This window comes from Lautropia dentalis (assembly GCF_003892345.1).
Taxonomy (GTDB): Bacteria; Pseudomonadota; Gammaproteobacteria; order Burkholderiales; family Burkholderiaceae_E; genus Lautropia; species Lautropia dentalis.
The window spans coordinates 217,008-239,877 of sequence record NZ_RRUE01000001.1 but is presented as its reverse complement, the minus strand read 5'-3'; the positions used below and the strand labels follow the sequence as shown (position 1 = coordinate 239,877).

General features: G+C 66.3%; 8 protein-coding genes. 7 read left to right on the top strand and 1 reads right to left on the bottom strand.

The features are described 5' to 3' along the window. Positions 1–35: 35 nt before the first annotated feature. Positions 36–2,147 carry a carbon starvation CstA family protein gene (locus EHV23_RS00895; RefSeq protein WP_125094307.1) on the bottom strand — a complete coding sequence of 704 codons (2,112 nt, stop codon included), beginning with the start codon at positions 2,145–2,147 and terminating at the stop codon, positions 36–38. 570 nt (positions 2,148–2,717) lie between these two features. Here EHV23_RS00895 and EHV23_RS00890 point away from each other — a divergent pair. The 7 genes from EHV23_RS00890 to EHV23_RS00860 form a co-directional block, all read left to right on the top strand. Further along, positions 2,718–3,473, top strand: a complete 756-nt coding sequence (locus EHV23_RS00890; protein WP_125094306.1) for a transporter substrate-binding domain-containing protein — start codon at positions 2,718–2,720, stop codon at positions 3,471–3,473. A 440-nt stretch (positions 3,474–3,913) separates the two neighbouring features. Further along, on the top strand, positions 3,914–4,438 hold the full coding sequence (fabA, locus tag EHV23_RS00885) for a 3-hydroxyacyl-[acyl-carrier-protein] dehydratase FabA (RefSeq protein WP_125094305.1): 525 nt from the start codon (positions 3,914–3,916) through the stop codon (positions 4,436–4,438). Positions 4,439–4,513: 75 nt separating this feature from the next. Further along, a complete protein-coding gene (fabB, locus tag EHV23_RS00880; protein WP_125094304.1) occupies positions 4,514–5,722 on the top strand; it encodes a beta-ketoacyl-ACP synthase I in 1,209 nt (402 codons plus the stop codon). 137 nt (positions 5,723–5,859) lie between these two features. Next, the gene (locus EHV23_RS00875) at positions 5,860–6,492 is read left to right on the top strand and encodes a superoxide dismutase (protein WP_125094303.1); all 633 of its coding nucleotides are present in this window, start codon (positions 5,860–5,862) and stop codon (positions 6,490–6,492) included. A 464-nt stretch (positions 6,493–6,956) separates the two neighbouring features. Continuing rightward, the gene (locus EHV23_RS00870; RefSeq protein ID WP_125094302.1) at positions 6,957–10,712 is read left to right on the top strand and encodes a hypothetical protein; all 3,756 of its coding nucleotides are present in this window, start codon (positions 6,957–6,959) and stop codon (positions 10,710–10,712) included. A 3-nt stretch (positions 10,713–10,715) separates the two neighbouring features. Further along, on the top strand, positions 10,716–17,564 hold the full coding sequence (locus EHV23_RS16315; RefSeq protein WP_125094301.1) for a DUF11 domain-containing protein: 6,849 nt from the start codon (positions 10,716–10,718) through the stop codon (positions 17,562–17,564). A gap of 245 nt (positions 17,565–17,809) precedes the next feature. Next, positions 17,810–22,870, top strand: a 5,061-nt coding sequence (locus EHV23_RS00860) for a hypothetical protein (protein ID WP_203228840.1), incomplete at its 3' end; no start/stop codon positions are given.

Sequence of the window (22,870 nt, the reverse complement as noted above, 5' to 3'; positions counted from 1 at the left end):
CAATGGTCGCGGCTTCGTGCTTGCCCTCCGCCATGTCAGTGTCCTCCCGGACCGGCGGCCGCCTCGGCCGGCAGCGGTTCATACGGCATTTCGGCCGTGGAGGGTTCGGGACGACGGCGGGCCTCCATCACGGACTTCACGCCAAACACCGCCACGCTCACCACCACCAGCATGAACAGGCCGCACAGCGCTGCATCGACATAATCGTTGAACAGCACCTGCTGCATCTGTTCCAGCGATTTGGCCGGCGCCAGCACCTTCTGTTCGGCCAGCGCCTCCGAATACTTGCGGGCGTGGGCGAGGAAGCTGATTTTCGGGTTCTCGTGAAAGAGTTTCTCCCAGCCAGCCGACAGCGTGCAGACCAGCAGCCAGATGGTGGGCAGGATGGTCACCCAGACATAGCGGTCTTTCTTCATGCGGTAGAGCACCACCGTACCCAGCACCAGCGCCACCGCAGCCAGCATCTGGTTGGCAATGCCGAACAGCGGCCACAGCGTGTTGATGCCGCCCAGCGGATCGACCACGCCCTGATAGAGGAAGTAGCCCCAGGCCGCCACGCACAGGCCGGTGGCCACCAGGTTGGCCATCAGCGAGTCGGTCCGGCGCAGCGACGGTGCCACCGTGCCCAGCAGGTCCTGCAGCATGAAGCGGCCGGCACGGGTACCGGCATCGACCGCCGTCAGGATGAACAGCGCCTCGAACAGGATGGCGAAGTGGTACCAGAAGGCCATCATCGCCTTGCCGCCAATGGCCTGGTGCAGGATCTGCGCCATGCCCACCGCCAGCGTCGGTGCGCCACCGGCCCGCGACAGGATGGTGTGCTCGCCCACATCCTTCGCCGTGGCCACCAGCACATCCGGCGTGATCACGAAGCCCCAGCTGGAGACCGTCTGGGCCACCGCCTCGGGGGTCGTGCCGATGAGTGCCGCCGGGCTGTTCATGGCAAAGTACACGCCCGGATCGATGACGGAGGCCGCCACCAGCGCCATGATGGCCACGAACGATTCCATCAGCATGCCCGCATAGCCGATGAAGCGGGCCTGACGCTCGTTCTCGAGCAGCTTGGGCGTGGTGCCCGACGAGATCAGCGCATGGAAGCCCGACACCGCCCCGCAGGCAATGGTGATGAACAGGAACGGGAACAGGTCGCCCGACCACACCGGGCCGGTGCCGTCGATGAATTTGGTGACGGCCGGCATCTGCAGGCTGGGAGCCACCACCAGAATGCCCAGGGCGAGGCCCACGATGGTGCCGATCTTCAGGAAAGTCGACAGGTAGTCACGCGGGGCCAGCAGCAGCCACACCGGCAGGATGGAGGCCACTGCGCCATAGCCGATCAGGATCCAGGTCAGCGTCTTGCCGTCGAGGTCGAACATCGGCCCCCAGGTGGGGCTCTCGGCCACGTTCTGGCCCAGCATGATGGCCAGCATCAGCAGCACGAAGCCGATCAGCGAAATCTCGCCGATGCGCCCCGGGCGGATGTAGCGCAGGTACACCCCCATGAAAATGGCAATCGGAATGGTGGCCGACACCGTGAACAGCCCCCACGGCGAGTGCGCCAGTGCCTTCACCACGATGAGGGCCAGCACGGCCAGGATGATCACCATGATCATGAACGTGCCGACCAGCGCAATCACGCCCGGCACCGGCCCCAGTTCGGCCTTGACCAGATCGCCCAGCGAACGGCCATCGCGGCGCACGGAAATGAACAGCACGATGAAATCCTGCACCGCACCGGCAAACACCACGCCCGCCAGAATCCACAGCATGCCCGGCAGATAACCCATCTGCGCGGCCAGCACCGGCCCCACCAGCGGCCCGGCCCCGGCAATGGCTGCAAAATGGTGGCCGAACAGCACATATTCATTGGTGGGCACGAAATCGAGCCCGTCATTGTGTTTCCAGGCCGGCGTCATCCGCGTGCCATCCAGCCCCAGAACCCGGTCCGCGATGAACAGACTGTAATAGCGGTAACCGATCAGATAGACGCAGACGGCGGCAATCACCACCCACAGGGCGTTGATGGTTTCTCCGCGCGAGAGTGCCACCACCCCCAGCGCCCACGCCCCCAGCAGGGCGGCAACCCACCAGCCCAGCTGATGGAACCAGGGCGAACGCTTCGAGGGATCAGAACCGGAAGCTGACATGGTTTTCTGTCTCCGAAAATGCCGGCCAACCCGCACCGGCGACATGTTGATGAAGAACGGAACCTGCGCGGGACAGATGCATCCATGAGGCGCATACCCCAAAGACATGTACCCATGACACGTACCCATCGGGACATGTGCGTCGCATGAAGCATGCATCAATGGGACTGCGCTCCTGAAGCGCCCTGTGCCCGGCGGCCGCCCGCAGTTATTTTGCATCCATCACCCATGCTCATGAAACATCACGTGCGAGAAACATCCGGCTGTTAGGCTGACGGTTTCGTCCTGCCCGATGCACCGGCAACGCCACGGCACCGGACAGACGGCATCCACCCTCTTTCCCCGACAACCGCGCTGTACGCTGCGTTTTTGCAGGATCTGCCGCCATTGCCGGCATCGGCCGTAACGGGCGGCAGCGGCCGGCTCCGGTCAATCCCTGTCTTTACCCGTACGGGCCGGATCCGCACAATGGGCCCGGGCCACCGGCCAGGGAAAGGACATTCTGCCGAAAGGCACGCCTTTCATCCCATATTGCAAAAACACACGTCATCATATGCAAGGAGACCACCCATGACCGTCGCTGCCATCGATGATCCCGCCCTCGTCGCAGAACTCGTCCCCACCGGCCGCCTGCGCGCCGTCATCAACCTCGGCAACGCCCTGCTGGCCCACCGTCAGCCCGACAGTCCCGAGCCGGCTGGTGTCTCGGTCGATTTGGCCCGCAGCCTCGCCCGCCTGCTGGGGGTGGAGCTGGACCTGATCCCGGTGAACATCGCGGCCGAGGCCGTGGCCGCCGTCACGGAGGAGCGGGCCGACATCGGCTTCTTTGCCATCGACCCGGAGCGCGGGGCCGGCATCGGCTTCACGGCACCCTATGTGCTCATCGAGGGCGCCTATCTGGTGCTCAAAAACTCTCCGCTGACCGACAATGCCCAGGTCGATGCCGAGGGGCACCGGATCGTGGTCGGCAAGGGCAGTGCCTACGACCTCTGGCTCACCCGGAACATCCGGCATGCCACCCTGGTGCGCGCCGCCTCCTCCCAGGCCGTGGTCGACACCTTCATGGCCGACCGGCTGGACGTGGCCGCCGGCGTGCGCCAGCAGCTGGAAGCCGACGCCGCCCGCGTGCCCGGCCTGCGCCTGCTGCCCGGCCGCTTCATGGTGATCGAACAGGCCATGGGCCTGCCGAAGGGGCGCAGCGAGCGCGCCGCCGGCCTACTGAAGAGCTTCGTCGAGCACGCCAAGGCCAGCGGCGCCGTGGCCGCCGCCCTGCAGGCCCATCATATTCATGGGGCCAGCGTAGCCCCAGCGGCCACCCAGCCCTGATGGGGCTCTCCCCTGCCCGCCGCCACGGCCGAAAGCGCGGGCACTGCTGTGCGGGCTTTCATACCGGCACCTGTACCGGCATATGCATCTGCACCTGCACCGGCCACTTGTACCTGCACCGGCAACGTGCGTCTGGCACAAGCCTGGCGCAGTTTCTCGCCAACCGGCTGTCAGGCAGGCGTGACACAATCATCGGACGAGGGGCGCCGGGACCCCGTCCGGTTTGACAGCGGGGCGGCCCTGCAGGCATCCTTCGGCCCGGCCACACTGCAGCAAAAACCCGGCAACACACCCTGATTCATCAAGAAAGGGCAATTTGCGCATAACATTGAGGGTTTCCACTGAAATCGGCCTCTACGACGGGCGGATCCGCACAAGGGGGCCCCGTGGCCTCCTGGCCCGTCAGCCCGACGGCCAGCCCGCCCGTTTCAAGGACTGACATGACCGCGTTCGCCCCCCAAAACAGCTACTCCAAGGAAGAACTGATCGCCTGCGGCAAGGGCCAGCTCTTCGGCCCCGGCAATGCCCGCCTGCCCCTGCCCAACATGCTGATGGTCGACCGCATCGTCGAGATCAACAAAACGGGCGGCAAGTTCCACAAGGGCGAGATCATCGCCGAGCTGGACATCAGCCCGGACCTGTGGTTTTTTGGCTGCCACTTCGAGAGCGACCCCGTCATGCCCGGCTGCCTGGGGCTGGACGCCATGTGGCAGCTGGTCGGTTTCTACCTGGGCTGGACCGGTGCCCCCGGCCGCGGCCGTGCGCTGGGCTGCGGCGAGGTCAAGTTCAGCGGCCAGGTCCTGCCCACCCACAAGAAGATCACCTATCACATCCACATGAAGCGCGTGATGAACAGCAAACTGGTGCTGGGCATTGCCGACGCCGAGATGAGCGTGGATGGCCGCAAGATCTACGAAGGCAACGGCCTGCGTGTGGGTCTGTTCACCAGCACGGATGACTTCTAACCAGCCCTCCTGCCCCCTGTTCCTTCCTGTGCAGCATTCACATCGCCCGTCACGCAAGCATCCGGGAGCCATAGCATGAAACGCGTCGTCGTCACCGGCATCGGCATCGTCTCCAGCCTGGGCAACAACTGCCAGGAAGTCCTGGCGTCGTTGCGCGGCCTGAAGTCCGGCATCACCTCCGACCCAACCTACCGGGAAATGGGCCTGCGCTCCCAGGTGGCCGGCAACATCGCCATCGACACGAAGGAACACATCGACCGCAAGGTCGTGCGTTTCATGGGCAATGCGGCCGCCTATACCTACATCGCCCTGAAGGAAGCCATCGCCCAGGCGGGCCTCACGCCGGAACAGGTCTCGAACATCCGCACCGGCATCGTGGCCGGCAGCGGCGGCGCCTCCTCGTCGTCGCAGGTCGAACTGGCCGACACGCTGCGGGCCAGCGGCGTCAAGCGCGTGGGTGCCTATGGCGTCACCAAGTGCATGGGCTCCACCGTCTCGGCCTGTCTGGCCACGCCCTTCCAGATCAGGGGCGTCAACTACTCCATCAGCTCGGCCTGCTCCACCAGCGCCCACTGCATCGGCCACGGTGCCGAACTCATCCAGCTGGGCAAGCAGGACATCGTCTTCGCCGGTGGCGGCGAGGAAGTATCGTGGCAGATGAGCATGCTGTTCGACGGCATGGGCGCCCTGTCCAGCCGCTACAACGACACCCCCGAGGTGGCCAGTCGCGCCTACGACGCCGACCGTGACGGCTTCGTCATCTCCGGCGGCGGCAGCATGCTGGTGCTGGAAGAGTACGAACACGCGAAAGCCCGTGGCGCGAACATCCTGTGTGAACTCACCGGCTACGGCGCCACCTCCGACGGCTACGACATGGTCCAGCCCTCCGGCGAGGGCGCCGTGCGCTGCATGCAGATGGCCCTGGCCCAGCACGGTGGCAAGGTCGACTACATCAACGCCCACGGCACCTCCACCCCGGTGGGCGACACCAAGGAGCTGGAGGCCATCCGCGCCACCTTCGGCAACGACATCCCGCCGATCAGCTCCACCAAGTCGCTGTCGGGGCACGCGCTGGGGGCCGCCGGCTCCAACGAGGCCATCTACGCCATCCTGATGATGCAGAACGGCTTTGCCTGCGGCAGTGCCAACATCCAGAAACTGGACGAAAAGGCCGAGGGCATGCCCATCCTGCGCGAGAACCGCGACGTGTCGCTCGACGCCGTCATGTCCAACAGCTTCGGCTTTGGCGGCACCAACGCCACCCTGATCTTCAAACGGGTCTGATATCGCCCCTATCCGCCGGCCGCTCCGGGATGGCCGGCACGGCGCATGTCGTGAACCCATTCCGCCCCGCACGGGCAAACGGGTGCACGAACCGCCCTAACCTTCCTCACCCACTTTCCCTGCTTCAGGAGAACACCATGGCCTACACGCTGCCCACACTGGGCTACGCCTACGATGCGCTCGAACCCCACATCGACGCGCAGACGATGGAAATCCACTACACCAAACACCACCAGACCTACGTCAACAACCTGAATGCCGCCCTGGAAGGCGCCGGCATCGCCACCGACGAGCCGGTGGATGCCCTCATCGCCTACCTCGACAACCTGCCGGAAGCCATCCGCGGCGCCGTGCGCAACAATGGTGGCGGCCATTCCAACCACAGCCTGTTCTGGTCCATCATGGGCCCCAACAAGGGTGGCAAGCCCACCGGCGCACTGGCCAGCGCCATCGACCGTGACCTGGGCGGTTTCGATGCCTTCAGGGACGCCTTCACCAAGGCCGCGCTGACCCGCTTCGGCAGCGGCTGGGCCTGGCTGTCGGTCGATGCCAATGGCAAGCTGGTGGTCGAAAGCTCGCCCAACCAGGACAACCCGCTGATGGGCAAGGTGGCCGGCATGAGCGGCAACACCCCGGTGCTGGGCCTGGACGTGTGGGAGCACGCCTACTACCTGCACTACCAGAACCGCCGTCCCGACTACATCGCCGCGTTCTACAACGTGATCGACTGGGACGAAGTGGCCCGCCGTTACGACGCCGCCAAAGGCTGAGCCTCACCTGCGCATCGAGCCCAAACCCGCCCCTCCGGCGGGTTTTTTTGTGCGTGCGCCAGCCGCAGGCAACACTTCCCAGAAAAACAACGCATTCCACCGGCCATCCTCTCCCCGCCAGCCGGCCATCTGCGCTCACCGCCATTTCCCTTGTCATTCACAAATACAGCACAAAAACCACATCACCCAAAAACCATCCCGCTCCGCGCAAACAGCGCCCGGCCACTCATCGCCCCGTGATTCCCACCAGTCGAAAGGCCCGGAAAAACCGTTTGTTTGTTGCCGAAACACAGGCCCCGTGCCATGGGCTGCCGCCCCAAAAATACGCACAATGAAAATCCGTCGGCAGCGAACCATCCCTTCCCTGTCACGGCAAAAGATATCCGACCCGCCCCTGCGACACGCCGGTTTTTCGCAGCCCGGGCCGGATTCAACCGGCAGGCATTCCCACACAGAGGGCCCGAATGAGCGGCAAGCAGCACAACCAGGTCGACCGATCCCGCAATCACCCGGCGCAGGCGCGCATGGCACCACCGGGCGTACGCAGGCGCGCCCTGCGCTGGACGGCCCCCATGCTCGGCGCCTGTGCCCTCGCCCCCATGGCCGTCTGGGCCGAAACACCCGTCACCAGCCCGCTGGACTCCAGCCACGTCGACCTGCAGCGCGTCACCGTGCCCGACACACCCATCGGTGTGCTGGCCGAACCGCCCGTGGCCCCACTGCAGCATGGCATTGCCCGCATCACCGTCGAGGTGGACCGCAACGACGTGCCCGCCGACGGCCAGAGCCCGGTCAAGCTGACCATCCGCGCCTTCGATGCCGACAACCAGGCCGTGCGCGGCGAATCCTTCGTCGACATCGAAACCTCCGGCGGCCGCCTGCAGTTGCCTGGTGCCCGCAGCGACGAGAAGGGCCTGTTCCCGGCCGACCTGAATCCGCTGGAACCCGGCATGCGCGTGGCACTGAACAATGGCCATGCCACCGTGCTGCTGCTGGCACCGGCCGCGCCGCAGACGGTGGAACTGCGCGTGTCCGCCGGCCCCGTGCAGGTGATGGGCGACATCGACTTCGTGCCCGAGCTGCGCGACATGATCGCCGTGGGCTTCGTGGAGGGCGTGATCTCGCTGCGCCGTGACCGTTCCCTGCGTCTGGACGAAGCCCGCCCCAGCGACGGCTTCGAGGACCAGATCCGCACCTGGAGCCGCGAGAGCCACGATGGCAAGCGCAGCGCCGCCGCCCAGAGCGCCTTCTTCCTGAAGGGCAAGGTGCGCGGCGACACGCTGCTGACCATGGCCTACGACAGCGAACATCCCGACAACGACCGCCTGTTCCGCGACCTCGACCCCGAGCGCTGGTACCCCGTCTACGGCGACAGCAGCCAGACCGGGTTCGATGCCCAGAGCAACAGCCGCCTCTACGTCCGGCTGGACAAGAACAGGAACTACCTGCTGTACGGCGACATCGTCACCGGCAGCGGCTTTTCCGAACGGGCCGGCCAGGGGCGCGTGGCCCGCCTGCAGCGCCGCGACCTCGGCCAGTACGAACGCGCCCTGACCGGCGTGCGCGGCCACGTGGAAGGCAGGCGCGGCTTCTTCGACAGCTTTGCCGCCTACGACAGCCTGCGCCAGGTGGTGGAAGAGTTTCCGGGGCGTGGCATTTCGGGCCCCTACACCGTCACCAACGCAGCCAGTGCCGTGGTGGGCACCGAACAGGTCGTGCTGGTCACCCGTGACCGGCATGCGCCGTCGCGCATCCTGAAGACCCAGCCACTGACCCGCTTCACCGACTACACCTTCGAGCCCTTCAGCGGCCGCATCCTGCTCAATCGCCCGGTCCCCTCACTGGATGAAAACCTCAACCCCATGTCCGTACGGATCACCTACGAGGTGGACCAGGGCGGCGAGCGCTACTGGGTCTACGGCGTCAGCGGCCAGGTGCAGCCCACCGAGGGCAGCGACATGGGCGGCTCCTGGGTGAAGGACCGCAACCCGCTGGCCCCGTTCGAAATGGGGAGCGCCAACGTCGGCACCACGCTCGGTGACAAAGGCTGGGCGCGCGCCGAAATCGCCCGCACCAAAACCACCGCCGATGCCGTCGGCGGCCACCGCTACAACCTCGACCCCACGAAGCTCGCAGGCGGTGACGGCCAGGTCGCCGGCAATGCCTGGCGTGCCGAAGCCGGCTACGAGGGCGACCGGGGCGCCATCGGTGTCTGGTATGGCCAGAGCGACGAAGGCTTCAACAACCCCGCTTCCTCCTTTGCCGGCGGCCAGCGCCAGGCCGGCCTGGAGGCCCGGCGCATCCTGCGCGAGGCCGTTGCCGTGGCCGAAGCCAACCGCCATGCCGGAGAAGCCGCGACCCTCGCAGCCGCCGCGCAATCCGGCAGCGAGCATGACGATCCCACGGCAACCACAGGCACGAGCACCGGCACAAGCACAAGCACAAGCACTGGCACTGGCACGAGTCCTGACGACTGCTCGCCCCAGGACACCCACGCCCACACCGGCCGCAACGACGGCACGCAGGACCGCGCCTCCGCGACGGACGGCTGCAGCACCTCAACGTCACAGCCCGACAGCCAGATCGGCGTGGCCGTCTACACCCGCGGCAACTTCGTCGAGGACCGCCAGACCCAGGCCGAGCGCACCCAGATCCAGGCCGGCGTCCAGCTGGACCTGAGTCCGAAGGTGCGTCTGGAGCTGGGCGCCAACCGCGTCGATGAAAAGGCCGGCACCACCGCCACCGGCGGCCTCGTCACCGCCAGCAACCTCACCGCGCCCTACGGCGTCGGCGTGGTCGATCAGGGCTTCGGCGGCGGCCTGTACGGCAGCAGCAACAGCGCGCTCGACCCGATCCGCGGCGAAACCCTCTACAACACCGGCAGCGGCTGGAGCACCGGCTACGGCAGCAGTGTGGGCACCGGCCTGGCCGGCGTGCCCGTCGAATACACCGCCGCGCAGATCGGCCTGTCCATCCTGCCCGTCACCCGCTGGCGCATCGGCGCCGAAGTGGAGCAGGATGTCTCGCACCGCGAGCACCGCCGCGCTGCCCTCGGCACCAGCTACCAGCTCAAGGAAAAGACCCGTCTGTTCGGCCGCTACGAATGGAACACCGGCCTGTCCAGCGTGGCCACCAGCAGCACCGTGGTCGATCCGCTGACCGGCGCCCGCAAGGCCAGCCCCTACCGCAGCAGCGCCTTCGTGTTCGGCATCGACACCGAATACATGGAAGATGGCAACGTCTACAGCGAATACCGCATGTACGACGCCATCAGCGAAAAACAGGCACAGTGGGCCAACGGCATCCGCAACACCTGGCGCATCTCGCCGAAACTCAGCCTGCAGACCGGCGCCGAACACCTGAAGGTGCTCGACGGCACCGACCGCAACGCCACCGCCATCACCACCGGCCTCCAGTGGAAACCCAACGGCCTGTGGCAGGTTGCCAACCGGCTGGAATGGCGCCACACCGGCGGACAGCGCGTGACCGATGGCAACACCACCGCGCAGGCCGATCCGTACCTGCGCGGCTACGACAGCTGGCTGTCCACCCTCAGCCTGTCGCGCAAACTGAACGAAGACTGGACAGCGCTGATCCGCAACTATTACCTGCTGAACGACTTCGACGGCAACGCCCCCAAACGCTACGAAAACCGCTTTCAGCTGGGTCTGGCCTTCCGCGACACCGAAACCAACCGCACCAACACCCTGTTCCGCTACGAATGGTGGAAACGGCGCGATCCTGTGCTGGGCACCGGTGACGCCGGCAACACGGAGGCCGCATCCGACGGCTATGAAAAACACATCGCCAGCGTCGTGTCCGACTGGCACCCCAGCCGCACCTGGTGGCTGACCGGGCGGCTGGCCGGCAAGCGCCAGACCGACCGCTTTGCCGATGCCGGTCGCAGCACCTTCCGCGCCTGGCTGGCCGGTGGCCGCATCACCTACGGGCTGACCGAGCGCTGGGACGTGAGCGCACTGGCCTACCGCCTGTGGAGCCCGCGCCTGAACAGCCAGAATGCAGCCGGTGCCGAAATCGGCTACCTGCTCACCTCGAACCTGTGGCTGTCGGCCGGCTACAACTGGACGGGCTTCCGCGATCACGACCTGACCGGTTCCGAATACACCAGCCGGGGCGCCTACCTGCGCCTGCGCTTCAAGTTCGACGAGCGGCTGTTCAGCGGCAACGATCCGGACGTGAACCGCACGCTGGACCGCTGACACATGACGCAAACAGTAGTCCCGCTCGCGCCTTCCTCCATCCACGCCGCACACCAGCCGCCTGCCAGCGGGCAGCCCATCCCGTCATCGATGAAAGCCACGCATCCGGGCAGCATCACCGGCGCATGCCCTCTGCCCCGCCGGCAGTCGCTGGCGGCTGCGGTCATGGCGGCACTGGCCCTGTGGGGCGCGCCCGCCCACGCCGCCCTGACCGCCGTGGCCTACACCATCGAAGCCGATGGCACCCCGGGCTGGGACGGCAGCGACGGCCCCGGCCTGGACAGCGGCCCCCGCAACGGCCGCGTGCGCACCCACGACGAAGTCACCTACCGGGTGGCCATTTCCTATTCGGGCGGCACGAAAAACGCGCGCATCACCCTGACCCTGCCGAAACAGGCCGATGGCACCCCCATGGCCGAATGGCCGAAGGCCGTGGAAGGCTGTGCCAACGGCTCCAGCGTCTCGGCCGACCACCAGACCCTGACCTGCGTGCTGGACGACTTTTCCGGCTCGGGTACCCAGGCCACCGACTTCCGGGCCACCATCCTCGGCACCGTGGCCAATGGCACCGCCATGCCGGCCCCTACCCTGCAGGCGGGCGAACAGAACGCCCCGGCCGTGATGCCACCGGCCCTGCCCGGCCCGCTGACCATCAGCGCCGCGCCCTTCTACGACGTGGTGATCGACAGGACCTATCCCGGTGATCCCAAGGCCCACGCGTTTCAGGAAGCCGGTGGCCCCGGGGGCCGGGACGGTTTCTATCACCGCATGCTGGTGGGCCTGCTGGCACGCAATCCCGGCGGCCACGGCAAGAAGGGCGTCGAAGCGCTCGACCCCGGCCAGCCCGTCACCATCGACCTCGATGTCAGCGGCTACCCGCAGTCCGTACGCCTGGACAACTGGCGCACGGCCGCCAATACCCCCAACGCGGCAGACCGCCCTTCCGGTTCTTTCCAGACCGGCCAGGGCTGCGGCAGCACCTGGGTACGCGGCAGCACACCGGGCCTGCTGGCCGGTGGCCCCCTCAACATGTACCAGCGCGTGCTGGACCTGGGGCCGGACACGGGCAACACCCCCACCATCGTCGCCAACGGGGGCACCTGCGTGGCCACCCGCACGGCCGACGGTCTGCCCACCAGCCAGCGCGTACAGATCCGCATCAGCGGCATCGACACCAGCCTGAAGCACACCCCTACCCACAAGCACCCCAGCTTTGCCATCGATGCCAGCGATTTCTGGGTGTCCAACAAGGCGGTCGTGTTTTGGACCGACATTGCCGACTACCCCGTCCAGCAGCAGATCGACCACACCCTGAAACTGGCCGCCATCAGCGCCCGCTCCCTCAGCGGACAGCCCATCCAGAACGTACGCACCAGCAACGACAGCTTCACCTATCCGCTGGTCAACCAGATCGAGGGACGCGCCAGCAAGATCTGGTTTCCCGATACCTCGCTGACCCTGCCGGAAGGCGGCACGGTGCGCGAGCCCACCTACAGGGAAGACGCCATCGTCGACTACATGGCACCGGGACAGCACGTGGGCAGCCGCATCTCCTTCAGCAACCGGGGCAGCGTGGCCTACCGGAACATCGTCCTGTGCGAGGTGATCGACCGCTCGGCCTTCGACCTGGGCAGCCACTTCAGCGCCTGGGACGTGTACAACGACAGGCGTGGCCAGGGCACCGTGGAATACGGCGTACGCCCGGGCTCGCCGTACTTTGCCAGCACCGACAGCGCCAGTGGCCCCTCCTTCAAGGATACATCCCCCGGTGGGCGCTCCGACTACAGCCGGGCCACCTGCAATGACCCCGGCATCGTCTGGTACACCCGGCCGGAAAAGGCCCGGGCCGCCGGCGGCCCCACCTACATCCGTGCCACGCTGGCCCACCAGGCCGGCGGCAAGGGCTATCACCTGTTCGTGCAGGGCCTGAAACTGCGCACCACCTGGGCCAGTACCGTCCAGGTCCTGGCACCGCAGGCCGGCACCCGCGTACAGGGCGATGACATTGCCGAGAACACCGTGCTGCGCAACCGTGCCTGGGTCCATGCCGACAACATGCCCGTCACGGAAGTCCAGCGCTTTGCCGCCCTGCGCGATCACCTGCAGGTCAAACGGGTCCGGACCATCACGCGCGTGAACAACGACATCATTGAACCCGCCAGTGCCGCCACCCAGCCCCTGGCCGCCGGCCAGATCGTGACCTTCCGGCTCCAGCCGCGCTACGCCACCCTGCTGCCCCCGCAGCCGGGCACCGTGACCGTCACCGACTTTCTGCCGGCTGGCCTCGTCTACCAGGCCGGCTCGGGCACCCGCGGTGGCCAGCCGGACGAACCCGTCGTGGAAACGGACACCGCCACCGGCCAGACGAAACTGACGTGGACCTACGAAAACGTCACCCCCCATTTCGGCCCCGACGGAGACGATGCCGCCCGCCTGCCAGCCATCACCTTCCGGACCCGGCTGAGCCGGCGACTGACCAACGGCAGTTCGGTACGCAACCAGGCCATCATCTCGGGCGGCGCAGCCGATGACGTACCCGACTGCACCCGCGATGCCGCCGGGAACCTCGCAGCCTGCACCAAGCGCAGCGACAGCGAACTGCGCATCAGCACCCCGCCCGGCTTTGCCCTCGAAAAACGCACCGAACCCGCGCAGATCGAACCCGGCGACCCCTTTGCCTACACCATCGACTTCTACTCGATGGGCAGAGCCCTGCAGCAGGTGGACATTCCCGACATCATCGACATCCTGCCCCATGCAGGCGATGGCAACCGGGACACCAGCCGCGCCTTCGAGGGCCGCCAGCCCGCCTCCCGCTTCCAGACCGGTGCCTGGCACCTCGTCTCCGTGGACAGGCCGGCCATCGATCCGGGCATGGAGATCTACTACACCCGCCGCGCGCCCCGCGACATCCACAACGACCCGCGCGACGCCAGCAACGCCATTCCCGGCGGCAGCACCCGGTGGTGCCGCGAAGCCGAGTTCGGCACCGCTGGCTGCCCGGCCACCATCGCCGAAACCACGGCGGTGCGCACCAGTCCCACCCTGGCCACCCTGCCCTCGAACCAGCCCTATGGCCTGGTCCTGCACATGGCCAGCGACCCCGTCATTGCCCAGCCCGGCGACCTGTTTGCCAACCAGGCAGCCGCCCGGCCGGACAACCGTGCCAGCGACCTGCTGCTGGCCCTCTCCGATGCCGGCCTGAACACCCGTGTCGTATCACCCGGCGCCGGGCAGATGGCCGCCATTTCCGGCCGCGTGTTTCTGGACATGGACGGACAGGCCGACAGCAGCGCCGAACACAACAGGCCGCTGGCCGGCCAGTGCATCCGCCTGTCCGGCACCGACGACCGGCAACGCCCGATCACCCTCTCGACCCGCACCGACGCCGACGGCCACTACAGCCTTGCACCCGACGGCAGCCGTGAGTCAGCGGCCGGCAATGGATCACCGGACAGCAGCACCTCCAGTGGCACCACACCCGGCAATACCACCTCCAGCAGCGCCTCTTCCACCAGTGCAGCCTCCCACAGCGCCACGCCCCAGACAAACGCCAGTAACGGCACGCGTGCCATCTACCCCAACGGCGACTGCAGCGGCACGGCCCTGACCCGCTTCCACGGCATTCGTGGCGGCCAGTACACTCTGTCGCGCATCACCCCGACCAGCCAGGGCAACACCGCCTCCCGCCCCAGGGCAGGCAGCGCGGGCGGCGATGCCAGCAGCACCGAACAGCTGATCGGCAACATTTCGCTCAAGGGGGGCCAGGCGGCCACCCACTACGACTTCATCGACGTACCACCGGCGCCGCAACTCACGCTGACCGCCACGGTCGGCAACACCCACGGCGGCAGCCACACCCACAATGACGTGACACTGGCCGCCACCCGCCAGCAGGCCGATGGCAGCCCCGAACCGGCCACGCGAAAATCCGGCAAAAGCGGAGACACCGCCGTAACCGCCGCCACCGTGACCGCCGGTATCTGGACACTGGACAGTACGTCCCTGCCCGGCTACACCACCAGCGGCTGGACATGCAGCATCACCCGTCAGGGCGGCGAACAGCGCGAGACGAAACTGGCAGGAACATCCCCTGCCCTGCCCCTGCTCAACGGTGACAGGGCCAGCTGCACCATCACCTACGCGGACAGACCCGCCACCCTCACGCTCATCAACACCGTCACCAACAGCAACGGCCGCAGCAACACGGCTGCCGATTTCGACCTCAGCGCCACGGGGCCGCTGTCCGGCCAGAATGGCGGCGACAACAACACCCAGACCCCTGCGTTTTCCGGCAAGACTGGCACCCCGGCCGTGACCTCGGTGCAGGTGCTGCCCGGCAGCTACCGCCTGCATGCCACCAACCTGCTCGACAGCGACGGCAAGCCCATTTACGTACCGGGCGCCTGGTCGTGCACGGTCAACGCGGATGATGCAGCCCAGTCTGCAGCGGGCGGCTCGGCATCCGGCACGGTTTCAGGTGCATCACCCAATGCCGCTGCATCCGGCGCAGCTTCAGGTGCTGCTTCGGGCACCGCTTCCGGCAGCAGCGCAACCGGCCATACTTCGGTCCGCGATGTCACCCCCATCACCGAAGACAGCGGCAATGCCCAAAAAGGCGATGCCGACGTGACGCTGGCCAACGGCGACAACGTGGTCTGCACCATCAACCACAGCGACGCCCCCGTGAGCCTGTCGCTCAAACTCGACATCATCAACCAGTACGGCGGCACCGCCACCACCGACGACAACACCGTCTCCGCATCCGGCCAGGGCAAGGAAATCCACAGCCCGAAAAAAGCCGAATCCTCCGATCCGGTGCCCGTGGCCCCCGGCGTCTACAGGCTCACCGGCCTGTCCCTGCCCGGCTACCAGACCGGCAGCTGGGCCTGCGATGGCGGCACCCTGCAGGACACCTACGTCGTCGATGGCCAGACGCAGAACGGCCCCTTCCTCGTCACCGGCAACCGCGCCAACATCGGCTGCCGCTTCACCCTCAAGGACATCCCCGCCAGCATCCGGGTGGAAAAATCCGTGGCCGGTGAACCCGCACTCGTGGCCGGTACCGCCAACGAATACACGGTGCAGCACATCGTCACCGTCACCCACCAGAGCGGCGTCGATGCCACCTACGACCTGACCGATACCCCCGCCTTCGACCCCGATGTGCAGGTCGTGTCCACCCAGATCACGCTGGAAAGCGATGACGGCGATGACGACGCAGGCAGCGCCAGCCGCACCGGACGCGATGGCCAGTCGTTGCGCACGAACGCTACCCCCAGCGCAGCGAACGACAACCGCACGGGCCAGACACCTTCACGCACCAGCCGCGGCCAGAACAGCCTGCAGCCACTGAACATCACCCCCATCACACTGACCAATGGCACCGTGCAGTGGCCGCTCGCCAGCCGCCGTGTCCTGAAAATGCAGGACACCACCACCGGCCACAGCGGCCGGCACGTCTACCGCATGACCAGCCGCATCCGCGTACCCTTCGGCAGCAGCACACACAACAACCGCTGCACAACGGGTGGCGCCACAAATACCGCCACAGGTACCGCCGTGGGCACCGGCACCGGAACGGGCAGCGTCGCGACCACCTCCGCGGCCACCGGTTCCATCGCCTCCTCCACAGGCTCGGCCACCGGCGGCAATGGCCTGCACAACACCGTCAGCCTCACCCACTACGACGGTGCCTTGCAGCCCATCAACAGCACCCCGCTGACTTCGCAGGCGTGCGTGGACACACCGGAACCCATCGAATCCACCACCCTCGTCATCGAGAAATCCAGCGGCCTGCGCAGCGTCGAACTGGGTGAACAGGTGGCCTATCGCCTGCGCATCCGCAACACCGGCAACACCCCGGCCATCAAACCCGTGGTCGTGGACCTGCTGCCGCGCGGCTTCCGCTTAGAACCCGGCTCCGTGCGCGTGCAGAACGCCACCGCCACGAACGTGGAAATGGCCAGCAGCCGCGAACTGCGCATCACCCTGGACCGCATCGACATGCCGGGCAGCACCACCGGCAACGCAACCGCCAGCAGCACGGCAGGCAACACGGCGGCCGGCACCGGCAACCCGGACACCACCGGCAGCCGCCTGACGGGCAGCACAGGCACCAGCAGCCGCGATGTGCTGATCACCTACCGCCTGCGTGCCGGCGTCGGCTCACAGGAAGGTGACGGCATCAACCGTGCCCACATCCAGTGCGTTGCCCCCCGCAGCCCCTCCGGCCTGGCCGACTGCTCCAACGAATCCCGCTGGAAAGTGCAGGTCACCGGCGGCATCTTCTCCGAAGAAGCGTGCCTGGCCGGCCAGATCTTCGTCGACTGCAACGGCAATTCCATCAAGGACCGCGAAGAACTGGGCATCCCCGGCGTGCGCCTGTATCTGGAAAACGGCACCTGGCTCGTCTCCGACGAACAGGGCAAATACAGCCACTGCGGCCTGCGCCCCCGCACCCACGTCCTGAAGGTCGACAGCCGCACCCTGCCCCGCAGAAGCCGCCTCGTCACCAGCAGCCCGCAGAACGTGGGCGATGCCAACAGCCTCTTCATCGACGCCCGCAAGGGCATGCTGCACCGCGCCGACTTCATCGAAGGCTCGTGCAGCAACGCGGTGATCGAACAGGTCAAGGCCCGTCAGGCGCAAGGCCCGGCCACCAGCGTGCAGACCGAAGGCCCCCTGCCCCCTGCCGGCAGCGGAGCAACCGAAAAACACCATAACACCGGTACGCCCCTCCAACAGACGCAGCCCGCCCTCACCTTCGACAGCAAGGGACGCCTCACCTCGCGTCCCCGCCAGCAGGGCACCGACAGCGCCAGGCAGCCCCTTTCCAGAACGCGGTACTGAACGTCATCGAAGCCGCACCACCCATCCCCACCGAAGCCACACCCATCAGCCCCCGGTTGCACCACGGCAACGCAAGGGCCATCCACCGCCCATCCCGGGGATGAATGGCGGCATCATCCCTTCGATACCGAACCAGACGGCAATCATCCCGTTTGTTTCCTCACGAACACTGGCAGCAGCAGCGTGTGCGTCTCGCCGGCGCAACACGCCGCTGCCCCCGCATTTCTCCCCCCCTGGTGATCCCGATGACAACCCATCCCGAGCGCCCCGTCCGCGCCCCGCGTGCCCCGGCAGCCAAGCCTCCCCGCCTCATCCGCAAGCCTCTGGCTGCAGCCGTCGTGTCTGCGCTGGCGCTGTGGAGCGTCCCCGTGCACGCTGCCCTGGTCAATGTTGCCTACGAACTGAAAAGCGACGGCACCGCAGGCTGGGATCCCACGGACGACAACGGCATGGATACCGGCCCTAATAACGGACGGGTGCGCACCAACGATGAAGTGACCTATCAGGTCTCCATTTCGCACGACGGCACTACCCAGGGAGCCAGCATCACGCTGACGCTGCCCAGCATGGCCAACGGCAAGCCCATGGCCCAGTGGCCCACCATCGCCCCCGCCGACTGCGCCCCCGGCTCCACCATATCGTCAGACCGCCAGACTCTTACTTGCCGCATTCCAGACCAGAGCGGATCCCCGGGCACCAGCTCCGGCCTGTTCCGCGCCACCATTCTGGGCAGCACCCCCAACAACACCCAGATGCCGGCCCCCACGCTGAAAGTCGGCTCCGTCAACACGGCAACCATCTCCCCCGCCACACTCCCCAGAACCCTCACCATCACGGCCGCTCCTTTCTACGACGTGGTGGTCGATACAACATGGCCGGGAAGCCCCAAGGCCGCGGCCTTCCAGGAGGGCGGTGGTCCAGACGGCAAGGATGGCTTCTATCACCGCATGCTGGTGGGCCTGCTGGCGCGCAACCCCAACGGCAACGGCAAGAAGGGCGTCGAGCAGCTGGACCCGACCAAACCCGTCGTCATCGATCTGGATGTCAGCGGCTACCCACAATCCGTTCGGCTGGACAACTGGCGCACGCCACAGAACACACCCAACCAGTGGGACCGGCCGACCGGCACCCTTGCCACCGGCAATGGCTGTGGCAGCCCCTGGGGCGGTGGCAGCAACCCCGGCAACCTGGCCGGCGGTGAACTCAACATGCACCAGAAGGTGCTCGATACCGGCGTCAACAGCACCGACCCTTCCACCGTGGCCAGAGGGGGCGTCTGTGTGGCCACGCGTACCGCCAGCGGCCTGCCCGACAACCAGACCATCCAGATTACCGTTACTGGCACCGACACCACCCTGCAGCACACACCAACCCTGCGGCGCGCCAAGGGCAGTGTTCCGCCCGATGAATTCTGGGTATTCAACAAGGCCGTCATTCTCTGGACCGACGTCAACGATTACCCGGGCGCCGTCACCGTTACTCACACCCTGCGCCTGAAGAACTTTTCCGCACAGTCGATCACCGGGCAGATCGCCACCAACGGCCGTACCAGCAACGACGCCTATTCCTATCCCCTGATCAACCAGATCGATGGCGAGGCCAGCAAGATCTGGTTCCCGGACAGTACCGTTGCCATGCCCTGGGGTACCCTTCCCGACCCCGCCTATACCGGCGACAAGATCGTCGACTACATGGCACCGGGACAGCACGTAGGCAGCCGCGTCACTTTCAACAACCGGGGCAGCGTCAGCATTCTGAACCTCACCATGTGCGATGTGCTGGACCGCAGCGCATTCGACCTGGGAGCGCACTTCAGCGGGCGCAGCGTCATCGAGAAGGGGGACCGGGTGAATCCCCAGTACGGCGTGCACAGTGGCAGCCCGTATTTCAGCACCATCGATACCGGCCGCGGCCCCCGCGCCGAGGCCGGCTCGGAACACGGCTCCTCGGCCTACAGCCAGGCATCATGCGGCGACCCAGCCATCACCTGGTACGACACCCCGGAAGCCGCACGGGCTGCTGGCGAAATCAGCTACGTCCGTCTGGTCATTCCCAAGCTGCAGGGAGGCGCCAGTGCACACCTCTTTACCCAGGGGCTTAAACTGCGCAACACTTGGGCCAGCACCGTCGCCGTGCAGTGGCCACAAGCAGAAATCCGGCAGCAGGGGCAGACCATTGCCGAGAATACCGTACTGCGCAATCGTGCCTGGGTCAGCTCCGACAACATGCCGCAGAGCCAGATGGACGTGCTGAACACCAAAATCCGGGATCACCTGCAGGTCCAGTTTGCCCGGACCATCACCCGCATCCAGGACAGGATCGTCAGCCCGGCGGACGCCAGTACGGCGCCTCTGCCGGCAGGAACCGAGCTGACATACGAGCTGCAGCCGCGCTATGCCACGCCGCTGCCTCCCCAGCCTGCCGCCGTCACGGTCACCGACCTCCTGCCCAGTGGGGTTGAGTACATTGCCGGCTCGGCCAGAAAAGGCGACCAGGCCGCCGAACCCACCGTGGAAAAACTGGCCAGCGGCCAGACCCGCCTGACCTGGACCTATGAAAACGCCATGCCCCATGCTGGTGCCGACAATGAGGACAGCGCAAAAATGGCGCCGATCACCTTCAAGGCACGCATGGCCCTGCAGTTGCGCAACGGCGACACCCTGCAGAACCAGGTGTCGATCACGGGCGGCACCGCCGACGCCGAGCCGGACTGCACGCTGAACGCGACGACCGGCGTACTGGACGCCTGCTCGAAGAAGGACACCAGCGAGGTGCGCGTGCAAACGCCCCCCAGCATGTATCTGGACAAACAGGCCTCCACAAATACCTTCGAACCCGGTGACACGTTCCACTACACCGTGACGTTCTACGCTCTGGGCCAGGACCTCCAGAAAGATGATGTTCCCGACATCATCGACATCCTGCCCTTCGTCGGTGACGGCACAGCAGACGCATCACGTGAATTCAAGGGGCGCCATCCGGAATCGAAATACGCCAAGGGAGCCTTCCGGCTGGTTTCCGTGGAAAGGCCGGAAATCGACCCCGGTATGCAGGTCTATTACACCCGCCGCAACCCTGCCGAAATCCACAACGACCCGCGTGACGCCAGCAACGCCATCCCGGGCGGTTCCACCAAATGGTGCCGTCGCGCCGAATTCGGCCAGAGCAATACCGGCTGCCCGGACAGTCTGGCCGATGTCACGGCCATCCGCACCAACCCGGCACTGAACCAGCTGGCCTCCGGCCAGCCCTATGGCTTCAAGATCAATCTGGCGCTGGATTCGTTCATCGCCACACCCGAGGACATCCTGTCCAACCGTGCAGCGGCCCGTTCGGACAACCCCAATGGCTCGCTGCTGCTGGTGCTCTCCAGGGACGGCCTCAGCTCGCAAGTCGTGCCCATTTCCGCCGACAAGTTAGCCTCGGTGGCTGGCCGTGTCTTCATCGACATGGACGGCACCGCCAACAGCGCCGCCGGGTACAACAAGCCATTGGGACAGCAGTGCATCAAGCTGACCGGCACCAACGAGCGTGGCGAGACCATCACGATCTCCACCCAGACCGATGATGACGGCAACTACAGCTTTACCGCCGGCAGCGCCAATCGCTTCTTCGTCAACGGCGACTGCAGTGGCACGGCCCTTCCCAATTTCAACGGCATCCGCGCCGGCACCTACACCCTCTCCCGCATCACCCCCGCCAGCACCGGCAACACCGCCTCCCAGCCAAAAACCGGCAGTGAAGGCGGCGACGCCAGCACCACCGAACAGCTGATCGGCAACATCCAGCTCAAGGGCGGCAAGGCGGCCACCAGCTACAACTTCACCGAAACCCCGCCCGCACCGCAGCTCACGCTGGTGAACGTGGTCAACAACACCCATGGCGGCAGCAAAACCAGCAATGACGTAACGATGACCGCCACACAGGTGGATGCCGATGGCAACGCCGTGCCGGCCACGCAAAAATCCGGTAAAAATGATGAAACCGCCGTGACCGCGGCAGGCGCCACCGCCGGCACCTGGACACTGGCCAGCAACACCCTGTCCGGCTACAAGGTGAACGGCTGGACATGCGAAGTGACCAATGCCGCCGGCGAAAAACGCAACGTGACGGTGAACACCGCCACACTGGCCCTGCCCCTGCTCAACGGCGACAAGGCCAGCTGCACCGTGACCTATGCGGACAAACCCGCCACCCTCACACTCATCAATACCGTCACCAACAGCAACGGCCGCAGCAACACGGCTGCCGATTTCGACCTCAGCGCCACGGGGCCGCTGTCCGGCCAGAATGGCGGCAATGGTGGTTCCGGCAATAATGGCGGATCGGGTGGAAATGGCGGCAATGCCGGAAACGGTGGCAACACAGGTCATGGTGGCAACGGTGGCAGCGGAAACGGTGGAAGCACCCAGACCGCTGCGCTGTCCGGCAAGACCGGCACCCCGACCGTAACCTCGGTGCAGGTGCTGCCCGGCAGCTACCGCCTGCACGCCACCAATCTGCTCGACAGCGACGGCAAACCCATTTATGTACCGGGCGCCTGGTCGTGCACGGTCAGCACGGATGATGCCGCCCAGGGCGCAGCAGGCGGCTCTGCATCCGGTGCCACGTCGAATGCTTCGGGTACTGTTTCCGGCACTACCGGCAGCAGCGCAGCCGGCCGTACTTCGGTCCGCGATGTCACCATCATCACCGAAGACAGCGGCAATGCCAAAAAAGGCGATGCCGACGTGACGCTGGCCAACGGCGACAACGTGGTCTGCACCATCAACCACAGCGACGCCCCCGTGAGCCTGTCGCTCAAACTCGACATCATCAACCAGTACGGCGGCACCGCCACCGCCGACGACAACACCGTCTCCGCATCCGGCCAGGGCAAGGAAATCCGCAGCCCGAAAAAATCCGAATCCTCCGATCCGGTGCCCGTGGCCCCCGGCGTGTATAAACTCACCGGCCTGTCCCTGCCCGGCTACCAGACCGGCAGCTGGGCCTGCGATGGCGGCACCCTGCAGGACACCTACGTCGTCGATGGCCAGACGCAGAACGGCCCCTTCCTCGTCACCGGCAACCGTGCCAACATCGGCTGCCGCTTCACCCTCAAGGACATCCCCGCCAGCATCCGGGTGGAAAAATCCGTGGTCGGTGAACCCGCACTCGTGGCCGGTACCGCCAACGAATACACGGTGCAGCACATCGTCACCGTCACCCACCAGAGCGGCGTCGATGCCACCTACGACCTGACCGATACCCCCGCCTTCGACCCCGATGTGCAGGTCGTGTCCACCCAGGTCACGCTGGATGACGGC

Coding starts and splice junctions, on each gene's coding strand:
- EHV23_RS00895 (WP_125094307.1), bottom strand. CDS start 2,147: ATGTCAGCTTCCGGTTCTGATCCCTCGAAGCGTTCGCCCTGGTTCCAT.
- EHV23_RS00890 (WP_125094306.1), top strand. CDS start 2,718: ATGACCGTCGCTGCCATCGATGATCCCGCCCTCGTCGCAGAACTCGTC.
- fabA (WP_125094305.1), top strand. CDS start 3,914: ATGACCGCGTTCGCCCCCCAAAACAGCTACTCCAAGGAAGAACTGATC.
- fabB (WP_125094304.1), top strand. CDS start 4,514: ATGAAACGCGTCGTCGTCACCGGCATCGGCATCGTCTCCAGCCTGGGC.
- EHV23_RS00875 (WP_125094303.1), top strand. CDS start 5,860: ATGGCCTACACGCTGCCCACACTGGGCTACGCCTACGATGCGCTCGAA.
- EHV23_RS00870 (WP_125094302.1), top strand. CDS start 6,957: ATGAGCGGCAAGCAGCACAACCAGGTCGACCGATCCCGCAATCACCCG.
- EHV23_RS16315 (WP_125094301.1), top strand. CDS start 10,716: ATGACGCAAACAGTAGTCCCGCTCGCGCCTTCCTCCATCCACGCCGCA.